The organism is Ruegeria lacuscaerulensis (assembly GCF_013031245.1).
Classification (GTDB): domain Bacteria; phylum Pseudomonadota; class Alphaproteobacteria; order Rhodobacterales; family Rhodobacteraceae; genus Ruegeria; species Ruegeria lacuscaerulensis_C.
This window is the reverse complement of sequence record NZ_WPZL01000009.1, coordinates 52,675-67,073: the sequence shown is the minus strand read 5'-3', so window position 1 is coordinate 67,073 and position 14,399 is coordinate 52,675. Positions and strand designations below refer to the sequence as shown.

General features: G+C 57.0%; 11 protein-coding genes. 7 read left to right on the top strand and 4 right to left on the bottom strand.

The window, feature by feature from the left end; translation table 11 throughout:
* Window positions 1–12: 12 nt before the first annotated feature.
* The 3 genes from gpmI to GOX66_RS12940 are packed head-to-tail and all read left to right on the top strand — an operon-like array spanning window position 13 to window position 4,004.
* On the top strand, window positions 13–1,530 hold the full coding sequence (gene gpmI / locus GOX66_RS12950) for a 2,3-bisphosphoglycerate-independent phosphoglycerate mutase (protein ID WP_170763160.1): 1,518 nt from the start codon (window positions 13–15) through the stop codon (window positions 1,528–1,530).
* The gene (locus tag GOX66_RS12945) at window positions 1,527–2,657 is read left to right on the top strand and encodes a murein hydrolase activator EnvC family protein (protein WP_170763159.1); all 1,131 of its coding nucleotides are present in this window, start codon (window positions 1,527–1,529) and stop codon (window positions 2,655–2,657) included. Before gpmI ends, GOX66_RS12945 begins: the two co-directional genes overlap by 4 nt.
* A 6-nt stretch (window positions 2,658–2,663) precedes the next feature.
* Window positions 2,664–4,004 carry a S41 family peptidase gene (locus tag GOX66_RS12940; protein WP_170763158.1) on the top strand — a complete coding sequence of 447 codons (1,341 nt, stop codon included), beginning with the start codon at window positions 2,664–2,666 and terminating at the stop codon, window positions 4,002–4,004.
* 44 nt (window positions 4,005–4,048) lie between these two features.
* Here the strand turns inward: GOX66_RS12940 and GOX66_RS12935 are convergent, their stop codons facing one another.
* The 3 genes from GOX66_RS12935 to GOX66_RS12925 form a co-directional block, all read right to left on the bottom strand.
* A complete protein-coding gene (locus GOX66_RS12935; RefSeq protein ID WP_170763157.1) occupies window positions 4,049–5,575 on the bottom strand; it encodes an MFS transporter in 1,527 nt (508 codons plus the stop codon).
* Window positions 5,576–5,664: 89 nt separating this feature from the next.
* Window positions 5,665–6,024 carry a hypothetical protein gene (locus GOX66_RS12930; protein ID WP_170763156.1) on the bottom strand — a complete coding sequence of 120 codons (360 nt, stop codon included), beginning with the start codon at window positions 6,022–6,024 and terminating at the stop codon, window positions 5,665–5,667.
* A gap of 11 nt (window positions 6,025–6,035) precedes the next feature.
* Window positions 6,036–6,797 (bottom strand): DUF6478 family protein, encoded by a 762-nt coding sequence (locus GOX66_RS12925; protein WP_170763155.1) that lies wholly within the window; start codon window positions 6,795–6,797, stop codon window positions 6,036–6,038.
* Between the two features lie 244 nt (window positions 6,798–7,041).
* On the opposite strand from GOX66_RS12925, the gene GOX66_RS12920 reads away from it, so the two are divergent.
* From GOX66_RS12920 to GOX66_RS12905, 4 genes are read left to right on the top strand one after another with little or no spacing between them, the layout of a single operon-like run.
* A complete protein-coding gene (locus GOX66_RS12920; RefSeq protein WP_170763154.1) occupies window positions 7,042–10,149 on the top strand; it encodes an ABC transporter transmembrane domain-containing protein in 3,108 nt (1,035 codons plus the stop codon).
* Complete coding sequence (locus tag GOX66_RS12915) at window positions 10,142–11,038, top strand: CPBP family intramembrane glutamic endopeptidase (protein WP_170763153.1); 897 nt, start codon at window positions 10,142–10,144, stop codon at window positions 11,036–11,038. Before GOX66_RS12920 ends, GOX66_RS12915 begins: the two co-directional genes overlap by 8 nt.
* Before the next feature lie 58 nt (window positions 11,039–11,096).
* Complete coding sequence (accD, locus tag GOX66_RS12910) at window positions 11,097–12,029, top strand: acetyl-CoA carboxylase, carboxyltransferase subunit beta (protein ID WP_170763152.1); 933 nt, start codon at window positions 11,097–11,099, stop codon at window positions 12,027–12,029.
* Window positions 12,026–13,300: a bifunctional folylpolyglutamate synthase/dihydrofolate synthase gene (locus GOX66_RS12905; protein ID WP_170763151.1), complete on the top strand. Its 1,275-nt coding sequence runs from the start codon at window positions 12,026–12,028 to the stop codon at window positions 13,298–13,300. The genes accD and GOX66_RS12905 overlap by 4 nt, the downstream gene beginning before the upstream one ends.
* Before the next feature lie 9 nt (window positions 13,301–13,309).
* Here the strand turns inward: GOX66_RS12905 and zapE are convergent, their stop codons facing one another.
* Window positions 13,310–14,368, bottom strand: coding sequence for a cell division protein ZapE (zapE, locus tag GOX66_RS12900; RefSeq protein WP_170763150.1), 1,059 nt, complete (start codon window positions 14,366–14,368; stop codon window positions 13,310–13,312).
* Window positions 14,369–14,399 lie beyond the last annotated feature (31 nt).

Sequence of the window (14,399 nt, the reverse complement as noted above, 5' to 3'; positions counted from 1 at the left end):
CGGAGAGCCGAAATGACCGCCCCCAAACCCGTTGTCCTTTGTATACTTGATGGTTGGGGGCTGTCCGAGAATACAGAGGCCAACGCGCCTTATCTTGCCAACACTCCGACGTTCGACGCGATCATGGCAAACGGACCCCACGCGACGCTGATCACGCATGGGCCTGATGTCGGCCTGCCCAGCGGGCAAATGGGCAATTCCGAGGTCGGGCATACCAATATCGGTGCAGGGCGCGTGGTTGCCATGGATCTGGGGCAGATCGATCTTGCGATTGAAGATGGATCGTTTTTCGAGAATGACGCACTTCAGGACTTTATCGCCAAGGTGAAGGCCGCGAACGGTACGGCGCATCTGATGGGGCTGGTGTCTGACGGCGGGGTGCACGGCCAATTGAACCATATAATTGCTGCAGCCAAGGCCATAACGGATGCGGGCGTTCCTGTGGCGCTGCACGCAATTACTGACGGACGAGACGTGGCGCCGAAATCTGCCTTCTCTTACATTGCCGAACTCGAAGATCGGCTGCCTGAAGGTGCGCGTGTTGTTTCCGTCAGCGGGCGTTATTTCGCGATGGATCGTGACAATCGTTGGGAACGTGTTGGCGAAGCGTATGACGCAATTATCAAAGGTCAGGGCCGTCACGCAAAGACTGCGCACGGGTCTGTGGACCACGCCTACAACCAGTCGGAATCCGATGAGTTCATCGTTCCTACGGTATTGAATGACTATAATGGCGTTCAGAACGGAGACGGGTTCTTCTGCCTCAACTTTCGCGCCGACCGCGCCCGTGAGATCCTGCGGGCGATAGGCGAGCCAGGATTTTCGGATTTCGACACCGGCCCGCGCCCTCAGTTATCCGCCATGCTGGGAATGGTTGAATACTCCGACGGTCACAACGCTTACATGACGACGGTTTTCCCCAAACGAGACATTGTGAACACATTGGGTGAATGGGTTGCCAAACAGGGTCTGCGCCAGTTCCGGCTGGCCGAGACCGAGAAATACCCCCATGTCACCTTCTTTCTGAACGGCGGCAAGGAAACGCCCGAAGTGGGTGAAGACCGCTATATGCCGAAATCGCCCAAGGTGGCGACCTATGATCTGCAACCCGAAATGTCCTCGGTCGAAGTAACAGCAAAATTTGTTGAGGCCATTGAGGCGGGCTATGATCTGATCGTCACCAACTATGCCAACCCGGACATGGTCGGACACACGGGTTACCTGCAAGCGGCGATCAAGGCCTGTGAAGCGGTGGATCATGGATTGGCGCAGGTGGTCGCCGCGCTTGAAAAGGCCGGTGGAGCGATGATTGTCACAGCCGACCATGGCAATTGCGAGGTGATGGTCGATCCGGAAACCGGCGGGCCGCATACCGCGCATACTCTGAACCCGGTACCGGTGGCTCTGGTTGGTGGCCCCAAGGGGGCAACGCTGCGGAATGGGCGCCTCTCTGATCTGGCGCCGACATTGCTGGACCTTATGGGTGTGGAACAGCCGCCTGAAATGACAGGAAAGAGCCTTTTGTCATGAAGCTGCGCGCGCTTTTTGTGGCGATGCTGTTTTCGACGCCGGTAAGCGCCCAGACTGATCCATCTACGGCTGCGCTAAGCGCGGCGCAGATGTTGGAGCAGGCCTCGGTTGCCCTGATCGAAGCCGATAACGCCCGTGACCGGGTGCGTGCGCTGACCGAGACAATACAGGCCTATGAAGCCGGGTTGACCGCGATGCGCGCCGGCTTGCGCAGTGCCGCAACACGCGAAGCGCAACTGACGGCGGAGCTGCGCGCCCGTGAAAAGGAAATCGCGCAGTTGCTGGGCGTATTGCAAACCATTGAAACGACAGCGCCACCGGTTTTGATGTTGCACCCGACCGGCCCGCTTGGCTCTGCACGTGCGGGCATGATGCTGTCCGAGGTCACGCCGGCTCTGAACGCCAGCGCCCAGGCCCTGGCCCATGATCTGCAGGAGGTTCAGACGTTGCGGCAGTTGCAGCAAAGCGCCTCGGAAACTCTGACCGAAGGCCTGACCGGAGTTCAGACTGCACGCACAAAGCTGAGCACGGCAATCGCCGACCGCACGGACCTGCCGCGCCGCTTTGTCGAAGATCCGGTGCGGACGGCGATCCTGATCTCGTCGACGGAAACACTGGAGGGCTTTGCCAGCGGTCTGTCCGAAATTTCCGAAGGCGAGATTGCGGAAACCAACGCTGATATTTCTGACCAAAAGGGGCGTATAGCCATGCCGGCCCAGGGTGTGCTGCTGCATCGCGCCGGAGAGACGGATGCAGCAGGAATCAAGCGTCCGGGCGTGGTGTTGGGCACCCGTCCGCGTGCGATTGTTACCTCGCCGACCGCTGCCACGATTCGCTATCGCGGGCCCTTGCTGAATTTGGGGAATCTGGTGATACTCGAGCCGCAACCCGGATTATTATTTGTGTTTTCAGGCCTGCAGGAGGTCTATGGAAACACCGGGCAGGTAATTCCTGAAGGCACCCCGGTGGGCCTGATGCCCGGTGAAACGCCCGAAATAGGCGCTATTTTGTCAACAAGCAGTGATGGCACTGGAACTGACCGGTCAGAAACGCTCTATATAGAGGTAAGACAAGATAACAGCCCCGTGGACCCGGAATCTTGGTTCCGGACCAGCAAGGATGGATAAACGAGTATGAAGAAATTTGTGATGGCCGCTCTGGCCGGAACCGTGGCAGGTGTAATCGCAACCACCCAGATCGCAGGCCCGTTGCTGGCGCAGGAAGCCGAAAGCAAGGCCAGCGTCTATGAACAACTGGACCTGTTCGGTGACATTTTCGAACGCATCCGCGCACAATACGTCGAAGAGGTCGAACCCGAAGAGCTGATCGAAGCCGCCATCGATGGCATGCTGACCTCGCTTGACCCACATTCCAGCTATCTGTCGCCCGATGATGCAGAACAGATGCGTGTGCAGACGCGTGGCGAATTTGGTGGATTGGGGATCGAGGTCACTCAGGAAGAGGGCTATGTCAAAGTCGTTTCGCCGATTGACGATACCCCGGCGGATGAGGCCGGAATCGAAGCTGGCGATTTCATCACCCATGTCGATGGCGAAAGCATCCTGGGCCTGACGCTGGACAAAGCAGTAGATCTGATGCGCGGCCCCGTCGGGTCGGAAATCGTGATCACTGTGGTGCGTGAAGGCGAGCAGGAGCCCTTTGACGTCACCATCATCCGCGACACTATCAAGCTGACGGCCGTCCGCGCCCGGACTGAGGGCACCAGTGTCGTGCTGCGTGTCACCACGTTCAACGATCAGACCTTTCCCAACCTTCAGGAAGGATTGGCGGAGCAAATTGAAGAGGTTGGTGGCATAGAAAAAGTCAACGGCGTTGTTCTGGACCTGCGGAACAATCCGGGCGGATTGCTTACTCAGGCCATCAAGGTCTCGGATGCCTTTCTGAATGAGGGCGAGATCGTATCGACCCGCGGGCGTGACCCCAGCGAAGGCGAACGGTTCAACGCGACGCCGGGCGATCTGGCCGAAGGCAAACCAATTGTTGTTCTGATCAACGGAGGCTCGGCCTCGGCGTCCGAGATTGTTGCCGGCGCGCTGCAGGATCATCGCAGGGCCATCGTTGTGGGCACAAAGAGCTTTGGCAAAGGGTCCGTTCAGACGGTCATGCCACTGCGTGGCGACGGCGCGATGCGCCTGACCACGTCGCGCTACTACACACCTTCGGGCCGTTCGATCCAGGCACTTGGTGTCAGCCCCGACATCATCGTCGAGCAACCGCGCCGCGTGCCGGAGGAAGAGGAAGAGGCAAGCAACGCCCGCACCCGGTCTGAGGCCGACCTGCGCGGCAGCCTGAACAATGACAGCCTGAGCGAAGACGAAATCCGTCAGATCGAGGAAGACCGAGCCCGGGCCGAAGCCACCGCGGAACTGCGGGAAGAAGATTACCAATTGGCCTATGCCATCGACATCCTCAAAGGTCTGACGGCCTTTAATCCGAACGGGCCGTCACAATAAAAAAATTGGGCCGCCGGATTGGGCGGCCCTTTTCCCATGGGTGGTTAACTTTCCACCTTATGTAATTGTTCCTCATCCAGCATCATGGCCAGAATGACACCGACCGAGACGGAAACGGTCGCAAAGATGAAAGCCATGTTCATTCCGGTGTCAAAGGCGGAGGCTATGGCTGTTCTGACCTTTTCAACCTCGGCTGAACTCAGTTTTTCGATGACCGCCTGGGCTGACGGGTTAGAAAGCGTGCCGGCATTTATGGTTCGTTGATCTGCCTCAGACATTTCGATCCCTGCGGCTGTAAGGCGGTCACCCAGACTGCGCAGACTGGAAAGGTACATTATCGCGGTGGCGAAGGCGACTGAAATGGCACCGTAGACTAGATGCGTCATAAAACTAAGCCCGCCGACCAGACCGGCGCGTTCCGGCTTTACCGCGCAGACTGCGGCGGTGCCCGACGGGCCAACTGTCAATGTTGCTCCAAGCCCGATCATGGCCATGCCTGGAAGGATCTGAAAATACCCAAGCCCGGCAGGCATCACAACAACGCTGGCCGCTCCGATCGTGGCGCACAGGTAACCCCAGATCAAAAGGCGCTTGGGACCAAAATCGTTATAAAGTCTGCCCGAGACAATTGACCCGACAGCCAGAAGAATCGTCAGCGGAGCCAACCCAAACGCCGATTCCAGGGTTGACCACCCCAGAACCTTTTGCATGTATTGCGGGAAGTACATCAATCCGACGAAAGCGGCCGATACATTAAACATATTCAGTCCCAGCGTGATCCGGAATTCACGGTTCTGCATCATCTGTGGCAGCAAAAGTGGCTCTTTCACGCGTTTTTCTACCTTGGGGAACAGGAAAAACAGCACCGCACTGACGAAAAACAGCATAAGCAGCGGGATCGAGGTCCACCCCCAATCCGCCCCCACATCCAGCCCGTAAAGCAGCAGAAGAACGGCAAAGGACAGGATGCCCATGCCCGCAAAGTCGATATGTTCACCCTGCTTGTGCTGAGTTTCGCGCTGCATCAAGACCAAGGCGGTGACCATCGAAATGGTTGAGAACACGACATTCGCCAGAAAGAACAGCCGCCAATCCCCAACATTCACCGCTGTCCCGCTGATCAGTGGGCCGAAAACGTTGCCACAGGTGACACCTGCCAGGATCAGTCCCATGATCATCGCCCGATGTTCTGGGCGAGAGACTTTGGTCGCGCCGAAAGCCAAGGTGCATGGCCAGACGCAGCCCGCCCCAATCCCCTGTAATGCCCGGGCAGCAACCAAAAAATCCAGAGTGGGAGACACAAAGCACATGATGGATGAAAACAGAAAGATCGACAGACCGATCAGCATCATCTTGCGGTGCCCGAACATGTCGCCCATTCGACCTCCGGCCACCATGGTCATGGCGAAGAACAGGGCGTAGATGTTCAGCACCCACTGGGTGCTGGTGATGTCTGAATCAAAGCTGCTTTCTATGGCCGGAACCAGTATCAGAGCACCGGTAAAGTCGATGCCGATCCCAAATCCAGTCACCATCAGCGCGATGACTTTGACTATGCTGCTTCGGTCCATGAGCCTGCCCACGTTGCTGCGGATGGCTCAATGATGCATGTAAATCGCTCAAAAGATAGAAATTTGACCCGGCAAAGCGCTCTGGATGTTCAGTCCCCGGGGCGCTGCACCCTCCGAAATGCCCGTTTCAGCATGTCCAGTTCGGCCCGCAGCAATTCGACTTCGGCCCGCAAGTCATCCGCGGCTGGGGTCCCCGCGATAATTGTGAAATCACCCAGTTTTTGCGTTGTCGCCGTGTCGGCTATGACAAAACAATGCACGCCGTCAGACAGCGCAGCGAGGGGCACTGGGACACTCAATTCCCAACCGTTGTCTGCTGCGCTCATACTGACGCCCTCAAGAACCTGACCAAGGTATCGGACTTCGATCTCTGGCTTGGTTTCAGACTGCAGATGCCCCAGCCAGGTTCCGTTTTCCAGGCGAACAGGTGTCAATGTCGGATGCGTCATGGCCAAATGCCTCACAGATCAGCGCGGTGGTGGCGGCAGAATGTCAGATCGCGCAGCACCACGCGATTCATTCGGGGGTTTTCAAAGATCAGGTCCAGCCAGATTTTTTCAATGCGCCGCTCGTTCAGCGGCAGATGTGCAAGGTCAAAATCAACCGAGTCGGAGTTTGTGGCCCAGTCCAGTTTACGAAGAACCTGTTCGGTATTTGGCCCGTGCTGGATGTTTAGACGGGTAAAGACTTCCAATGTACGTTCAGGCTCGATCAGAACGTCAACCCGCATCAGATGCTGTTTCGTCAGGTTCTGCGCCGCCTCGGTCGGTAATTCCACAGCCAGAGACAGGAACGAGCCTTCAAACCCCAGCACTTCAACCGCCAGACCGAACGGCGCCAGATCCTTGTCTCGGGTGTTCCGTGTCTGGCGCATTCCGATCTCGGCAAGAGGACAGTCATGAAACAGTGTTACCTGTTGATCCATCGGCGCCTTGCGCGGAGCAGAGGCCAATCCCGGGCGGGAGAGTGGTCCACGCCACAAATTCGGTCGCCAACTCCAGTCTGTCCCCAGGGGTTTGGGGAACTGGGTGGACCCGATATGAGGTCGGGCCAGTCGGCCGTTGGCTTCGTGAAGAAGTAAATCCAGATGGGTACGCAGCTTGCGCGCCTCGTCGCGTTGCTGGCGCAATTGCGGTACCGAGGCCACGGATGCGCTGTGCGCGGCCTTTCGCCAGCGCTCTAAAACCCTGCGGTGAATATAGCGATCCAGTAACCTGCCCATGACCTTGTCTTTTGAACCTGCCCCTCTTTAGTCAAAGACGATGCCGGGGACAAAGGTGAAATGACGACTATAAGGTTCGGATCTCGCTAATTTGTGAATATGCTTTGGGGTGGCAATACGGCCCGAACCTGATACACGGCCCGCCATTCTTGCAATCGGCCTGGTCAGTGCTTACCGTCTGACATCTGATTGCAGTGGATCATCCGAAAAAAAGCATCCAAAATCTTTGAGGCAAGCCCGGGGCATGGAACCCACTCTATTCGCATTCATCTGGAAACATTCAAAGAAACAACAGCTTGTTCTACTGTTGCTGACGGTCCTGTCATTTCCGTTCCTCTATGCCTCGCTCGAGTTGCCAAAGCAAATCATCAACGACGCGATAGGTGCCCCCGCGGATACGGTGACGCTCCTGGGCATCACGTTTACACAGGTTCAGTACTTGTTGATCCTGTGCTTCGCCTTTCTTGCGACCGTGATCGCAAGCGGATTGATGAAAATGCGCATCAATACGATGAAAGGCATATTGGCCGAGCGTATGCTGCGCCGTTTGCGGTTCACCCTGATCCACCGCACCATGCGGTTTCCGAAGTCCTATTTCGCCACCACCAGTCAGGGCGAACTGGTCTCTATGATCACATCGGAGGCCGAGCCGATGGGCGGGCTGATGGGCGATGCGATTGCTCAGCCGGTGTTTCAGTTCGGCCAGATGATGACCATCGTCACCTTCCTGTTCATGCAAAGCGTCTGGTTCGGTCTGGCCAGCATTGCATTGATCCCGTTGCAAGCCTGGCTGATCCCGAAATTGCAGCGGCAGATCAACCTTCTTAACAAAGAACGCATTCAGGAAGTACGCCGTCTCAGCTCGGAAATCGGTGAAAGTGCAGCGGGCATCAGTGACCTGCGCACCAATGGCGGTTGGCGGTACCGGCTGGCGCAGTTCAGTCACCGGCTGGGAGCCTTGTTCGAGATCAGATTCAAGATCTACAACAAGAAGTTCTTCATGAAGTTCCTCAACAATCTGATCACGCAGATGACGCCATTCCTGTTCTTCTCGGTTGGGGGCTATCTGGCGATCAAAGGTGAGGTGACCGTGGGTGCCCTTGTTGCGGCGCTGGGGGCTTATAAAGACCTCAGCGGCCCATGGAAGGATTTGTTGACCTATTACAATCAGGTTCAGGACATGTCGCTTCGGTGGGAGGTTGTGACCGAGCGGTTTGCACCCGACAACATGATTCCCGAAACATTGTTCGTAGGAGAACCAGAAACAATCCCGCGTCTGACCGGCGACATTCAATTGCAAAATGTCACGGTGCGGGATGACGACGGTAAAACGATCCTTGAAGATATCGACCTGACCATTCCCAAAGGTGCCCGCGTCGCCATCCAGTCTTCAAATGCTGCCGAGCGCAGCGCACTGGCACAATTGCTGACGCGCGAGATTCTACCGGTTCAGGGGAATGTCATCATTGCGGGACAGGACATTCGAACGCTGCATCAATCGGTTATCGCGGCACGGATCGGCTATGCCTATTCCCGCCCTTATTTGTTTGACGGGACACTGGGTGACAACCTTTTGATGCCGTTGCGCACCCATCCTCAACACGAGGCCGATGCGGCAAAGGCCCCGACCCGTTGGCAAATCGAGGCCGCCCGCGCCGGTAATCCGACGGATTCTCTTTCGGATGAGTGGATTGATCCGGGATTGGCCGGGCTGGATGACATCGAGGAAATTCGTGACTGGTGGTTCAAATTGGTCGAGGCGATGGGCATCGACGAATTCATGTTCCGCCGAACGCTGCGTACTCAATTTGACCCAAACCTGCACCCGGCCTTAGCGCAGGAAATTGTAAATCTGAGAGAGGTGGTTGCGGAACGGCTGCGGGAAAAAGAACTGGACCGCTATGTTTACCGGTTTGATCCCGACCAATTCAACCCGGCCGTCCCGCTCGGGGGAAACCTGCTTTATGCAGCTCCGTCGCGTGATATTTCTCCGGACATACTTGCTGGTGACGAACGTTTCATGTCGATGTTGCGGCAACACGAACTGGACGACGATGCCATGGCAATCTCCAGCGCGGTGATTGAAACCCTGAATCAAACGTTCGGACGAGATGGCACAGACCACCCCCTGTTCCTGCGCCTGGGCATGACAAAAGACATGTATCATCGTCTTCTCGATATCGAAGGACAGCGCAAGTCCAAGGGCGACGCTAGGATAAGTGAACGTGAGCGGGCACTGCTGCTGACTGTGCCCTTTCTTTTGACGGCCGAGCAGATCGGCCCTGATTTTCCGCAGGAATACAAGGACAAGATCCTGGCTATTCGCAACGGACAAGCTGAGAAATTGCGTACATCATTGAAAGGCATGTTCATTCCTGTCACGCCGGATACCTATATTGCCCGTATGACTGTGGTTGAAAACGCATTGTACGGGCGAATTTCCCTGATGGCCGGGGCGCATAAAGATGAAATCGAAGACGTGGTAGCCGAGGCAATGAACGAAGCGGGCCTGCGCCGCCGCGCCGCGGCCATGATTTACGATCTGCCATCCGGCCTGGGCGGAAACAACCTTCCGACAGTCTTTCAGGAGCGCGCGGCCTTTTCCCGCGCCGGTATCAAGCGCCCGGACGTTCTGGTTCTGGACAAGGCCCTTGCCAGCCATGATTCCGAAAGCAGGTTGAAAACGCGACTGAAGCTGCGCGAGTTGCTGCCGGATTCAATTATGATCTTCATGGAAGATCACTTTGCCCATCCCGAAGCTTATGACCTTTTTGTCGAGGTCAGGGATGGTCGTATCGACGGCGTCTCAAAAACGCGCGCCGAGGAAGAGTTTGGTGTGACGGCGGATTTGAGTCGCAAGCTCAGGATCATTTCCTCGACCGATTTGTTTTCGGGCATTGACGGGCGAAATCAGCGGCTGCTGGCGTTTTCGGCGCAATGGTATGATGCGGCGGCCGGACAAGTTATTTTCTCAAAGGGGCAGGCCCCGGACGCGGCTTACCTGTGTATCGAAGGGCAGGCGCATTTGGTCTGGCCCGACGAGGTGGGTGGAAAAAGGTCAGTTTCGGTCGTCGAACCCGGACGCCTTATCGGAGACCTGTCCGTAATCACCGGCGAAACCCGGCAACTTGATCTGGTCGCAACCAAGGATTGCTCATTCCTCCGCATCGGAGCCGAAGAATTGCGCGCTGTACTGGAAAGCGATGCCTCGGTCGCGGCGCAGTTGTTGAAATCCGTTGCACAAAACCTCACCGCCCTGGCAGGCAGAATCAGCGACTCCCAGAATCCGAACGCCTTTTTTCCGGATGTTCCTCAAATTGGTGGGGAGAATGATGCAGGTGGCAATGCGTAGTTCCTTGCCTTCTGCCTATTCTGCGCACGAGCAACTGGTTCAGAGTGTACGGGCAAAGCCCGAGCTGTGGCGATTGCTCGTCGGCCTTGTAATTATCGCCGTGGTCGTTACCAGCATGAATCTGGCTCTTTTTGCATCGGTTGCGGGCCTGGGTTCGTATGATTGGGCCGAGAGTTTACTGAGTGGTTCGTCCCCGGCAGCGATGATTGTTCTGCTTTCCAGTTTCAGTTTCGTAACGTTGGGGGTGGCACTGGCTGCACGGCAGTTGCAACACCGATCCTTGCATTCGATCTTTGGTCCATTTGGCCTTGGGCTTTCACAGTTCTGGCGTGTTTTCAGAGCATTGATGCTGTTGACTGTGGTCGTGGCGATCCTGCCGCCCTACGATATGGGGCAACCACTGGAACAGAACCTGAATTTCTCACGGTGGCTGTTGTTGTTGCCGTTTTCCCTTGCGGCAGTTTTGATTCAGACGAGCGCCGAAGAATTTCTGTTTCGCGGATACATGCAGCAAAGCCTTGCAGCGCGTTTCAGGTCTCCTGTGATTTGGATGGCCGTGCCCTCTTTAATGTTTGCTGCGGGTCATTATGCGCCGAGTGCAGCTGGCGAGAACGCTTTGCTGATTTCGGTCTGGTCCTGCATTTTTGGCCTGTTTGCGGCGGATCTGACAGCGCGGGCAGGAACGTTGGGGCCCGCTATCGCCTTGCACTTTTTCAACAATATCGTGGCGTTGCTGTTCATTTCGCTGCCAGACAGCTTAAGCGGGTTGGCCCTTTTCGTGTTGCCCTATGACATGTCGGATACGGGAATGCTGCGGCAATGGTTATACGTGGATTTTGCGGTGATGATTGCCAGCTGGCTAACCGCGCGACTTGTACTCAGGCGCTGATTGCATTTCCTGCCGTTGCGTCTTATTTGACGTCAACGCCGCATAACAAGGTTCCGATATGAACTGGATCACAAACTACGTCCGCCCCCGGATCAATTCGATCTTCTCACGTCGGGAAGTGCCCGAAAACCTTTGGCACAAATGCGACGAGTGCGGAACGATGTTGTTTCACCGCGAGTTGGCGGAAAATCAGAATGTCTGCACCCAGTGTGAACATCACATGGCGATCACCCCACGGGACCGGTTCAGCCACCTGTTCGATGGTGGAATTTTCACCGAGGTCGCGGTTCCTGCGCCTAAGGACGACCCACTGCAGTTCCGCGATCAGAAGAAATACCCCGATCGCATGAAGGCGGCTCAGAAAAAGACCGGTGAGAAGGAAGCGATGCTGGTCGCAAGTGGTGAGATCGGGCGCACGCCGATCGTGGCCGCCGCGCAGGATTTCTCGTTCATGGGCGGTTCGATGGGGATGTATGTAGGCAACGCCATCATCGCTGCAGCACAAGAGGCGGTAAAACTGGAACGCCCGCTGATCCTGTTCTCGGCGGCAGGCGGCGCGCGGATGCAGGAGGGAATCCTTAGCCTTATGCAGATGCCGCGTACCACCGTGGCCGTCGAAATGCTGAAAGAGGCAAACTTGCCCTATATCGTCGTGCTGACTCACCCGACCACGGGCGGCGTGACAGCCTCATATGCGATGTTGGGCGATGTGCATATTTCCGAACCCAACGCGCTGATCTGTTTTGCCGGTCCGCGTGTGATCGAACAGACCATCCGTGAAAAGCTGCCCGAAGGGTTCCAGCGCGCGGAGTACCTGCTGGATCACGGCATGCTGGATCGCGTGACCAAGAGGACCGAAATGCGTGACGAGCTGATCACCATTACACGCATGCTGATGAATCAGCCTCCTGCGGTCAAAGGCGACCTGCCCGCGCCGGAACCGGAAGACACCAAGGTCGATGCTCCGGCTGAGGACACGGAAGAGAAATGACCGATCAGACATCGGACCTCATCCTTGAAAGGATGATGGCGCTGCACCCCAAGATCATTGACCTGACCTTGGACCGCGTCTGGCGTTTGCTGGCCGCTCTGGACAACCCGCAGACAAAGCTGCCACAGGTGATCCATATCGCTGGCACCAACGGCAAAGGATCGACGCAGGCAATGATCCGCGCCGGGTTGGAAGGGGCGGGGCTCTCGGCTCATGCCTATACTTCGCCGCATCTGGCGCGGTTCCACGAACGCATCCGGCTGGCCGGCGAGCTGATATCCGAATCCGATCTGACAGCAGTTCTGGACGAATGCTACGCCGCCAACGGTGGTGAGAATATCACCTATTTCGAGATCACGACCTGCGCCGCTTTGCTGGCCTTCGCGCGGACGCAGGCTGATTACACACTGCTCGAGGTCGGTTTGGGTGGTCGTCTGGACGCTACCAACGTCATCCACGAACCAGCGATTACCGTGATCACGCCGGTCTCCATTGACCACGAACAGTTCCTTGGAAATTCGCTGGGCAAGATCGCCGCCGAAAAGGCCGGGATCATCAAACCGGGCGTTCCCTGCATCGTCGGCCCGCAACAGGATGAAGCGATGGAGGTCATCGAATACACCGCCGCGCGTCTGGGTGCGCCGCTTCTGGTCTACGGACAGCACTGGCACGTCACCGAAGAAAACGGGCGATTGGTCTATCAGGACGAAACCGGGTTGCGCGACCTGCCGCTTCCCAAACTGCTGGGCGCACATCAGATTCAGAATGCCGGGGCCGCGCTGGCGGTTTTGCGCCACCTGAACCTCGGCGATGACGCTTATGAGGCTGCGATGGCCAAGGCTGAATGGCCCGCCCGGATGCAGCGGTTGAAGACCGGCCCACTGGTTGAACAGGCAGCACATGCCGAACTATGGCTGGATGGTGGACACAATGCTGCTGCCGGTATTGCCCTGGCGGATGTTCTTGGCAAGCTGCCCAAGCGTTCCACGCATATGATCTGCGGCATGCTGAATACGAAAGACGTGACAGGATATCTGGCACCGCTGGCTGATCAGGTCCAAAGCCTGACTGCCGTTTCGATCCCTGGTGAAGCCAATACCTTAAGCGCCGAAGATACCGCAGTTGCAGCCACACGGGTTGGCCTGCCTGCGTCCACCGCCGACGGTGTGGCAGATGCCTTGCAGGTCATCATCGAAAAAGACCCGCAGGCGCGGGTTCTGATCTGTGGCTCATTGTACCTGGCAGGCAATATCCTGCGCGAAAACGGGTAGGGTGGGGCGTCAATGCCCCCAATCCTGATCCTGCATCTCGCGCAGGCGTGACGCTGTGCGTTCGAACTCAAACGTCCCCTCACCCTCGACATACAGCATCTCGGGTTCGGCCGCGGCCGAGCAGATCAACCGGACCTTTGCCTCATACAGCGCGTCGATCAGCGTGACAAAGCGTTTTGCTTCGTTGAAGTTGTTGCGCGACAGGCGGGGGATGTCCTCAAGCACCAGTACTTTTATCTCTTCGGCGATGGCCAGGTAATCCGCGGGTCCCAGCATTCGACCGCACAAGTCATAAAAGCTGGCCCGGGCCACACCGTTGCGAAACGCGGGCAGTTCCACCGCGCGCCCGTTGACCTGCAGGATCAGGGGGGCGGCCGCACCGCCTGCCAGATCGTTCCACACGCTGCGGATGCTCTGCCGCGCCTCTGGTCCGATCGGAGTGAAATAGACCGGCGCACCTTCAAGCCGGTTCTGGCGGTAATCGGTGGGTGAGATCAGCTCCCACACCTCAAGTTGTTCTTTGATATGGGCGATGAAGGGCAGGAAAAGCTGCCTGTTCAACCCGTCCTTGTACAGATCATCCGGATGGCGGTTCGAGGTGGTGACAATCACCACCCCGCCTTCGTGCAGCATGTCGAACAAACGGCCAACGATCATCGCGTCGGTGATATCGGTGATCTGCATCTCGTCAAAAGCAAGCACGCGCACCGATTTGACAACCGAGGCGGCAATTGGCGCCAGTGCATCCTCGACTCCTTCTTTACGGGCCTTGTGCATGCCAGCGTGAATTTCCTGCATGAATGCGTGGAAATGGACCCGCCGTGCGGGAATATCCTCCAACGAGTCGACGAACATGTCCATCAGCATCGATTTCCCACGCCCGACACCGCCCCACAAATATAACCCCTTGGGGGGAGGTGGCGCTTTGCGAAAAAGCCCGCGTTTTACCGGTTCGGTCAATGCGGTGCGGATGCGTTCAAATTGGGGGAGAACGGCCTCTTGTGCGTCATCTCTGGTCAGGGTGCCATCGGCAACCAGTGTGTCGTAATGCGAAATCAAACCCGTCATGACTCGAGGGATAGCGTCCGCCATGCCTATT

Bases quoted from the DNA above. Each gene is read 5' to 3' on its own strand.
- gpmI (WP_170763160.1), top strand. From the start codon at position 13: ATGACCGCCCCCAAACCCGTTGTCCTTTGTATACTTGATGGTTGGGGG.
- GOX66_RS12945 (WP_170763159.1), top strand. From the start codon at position 1,527: ATGAAGCTGCGCGCGCTTTTTGTGGCGATGCTGTTTTCGACGCCGGTA.
- GOX66_RS12940 (WP_170763158.1), top strand. From the start codon at position 2,664: ATGAAGAAATTTGTGATGGCCGCTCTGGCCGGAACCGTGGCAGGTGTA.
- GOX66_RS12935 (WP_170763157.1), bottom strand. From the start codon at position 5,575: ATGGACCGAAGCAGCATAGTCAAAGTCATCGCGCTGATGGTGACTGGA.
- GOX66_RS12930 (WP_170763156.1), bottom strand. From the start codon at position 6,024: ATGACGCATCCGACATTGACACCTGTTCGCCTGGAAAACGGAACCTGG.
- GOX66_RS12925 (WP_170763155.1), bottom strand. From the start codon at position 6,797: ATGGGCAGGTTACTGGATCGCTATATTCACCGCAGGGTTTTAGAGCGC.
- GOX66_RS12920 (WP_170763154.1), top strand. From the start codon at position 7,042: ATGGAACCCACTCTATTCGCATTCATCTGGAAACATTCAAAGAAACAA.
- GOX66_RS12915 (WP_170763153.1), top strand. From the start codon at position 10,142: ATGCGTAGTTCCTTGCCTTCTGCCTATTCTGCGCACGAGCAACTGGTT.
- accD (WP_170763152.1), top strand. From the start codon at position 11,097: ATGAACTGGATCACAAACTACGTCCGCCCCCGGATCAATTCGATCTTC.
- GOX66_RS12905 (WP_170763151.1), top strand. From the start codon at position 12,026: ATGACCGATCAGACATCGGACCTCATCCTTGAAAGGATGATGGCGCTG.
- zapE (WP_170763150.1), bottom strand. From the start codon at position 14,368: ATGACGGGTTTGATTTCGCATTACGACACACTGGTTGCCGATGGCACC.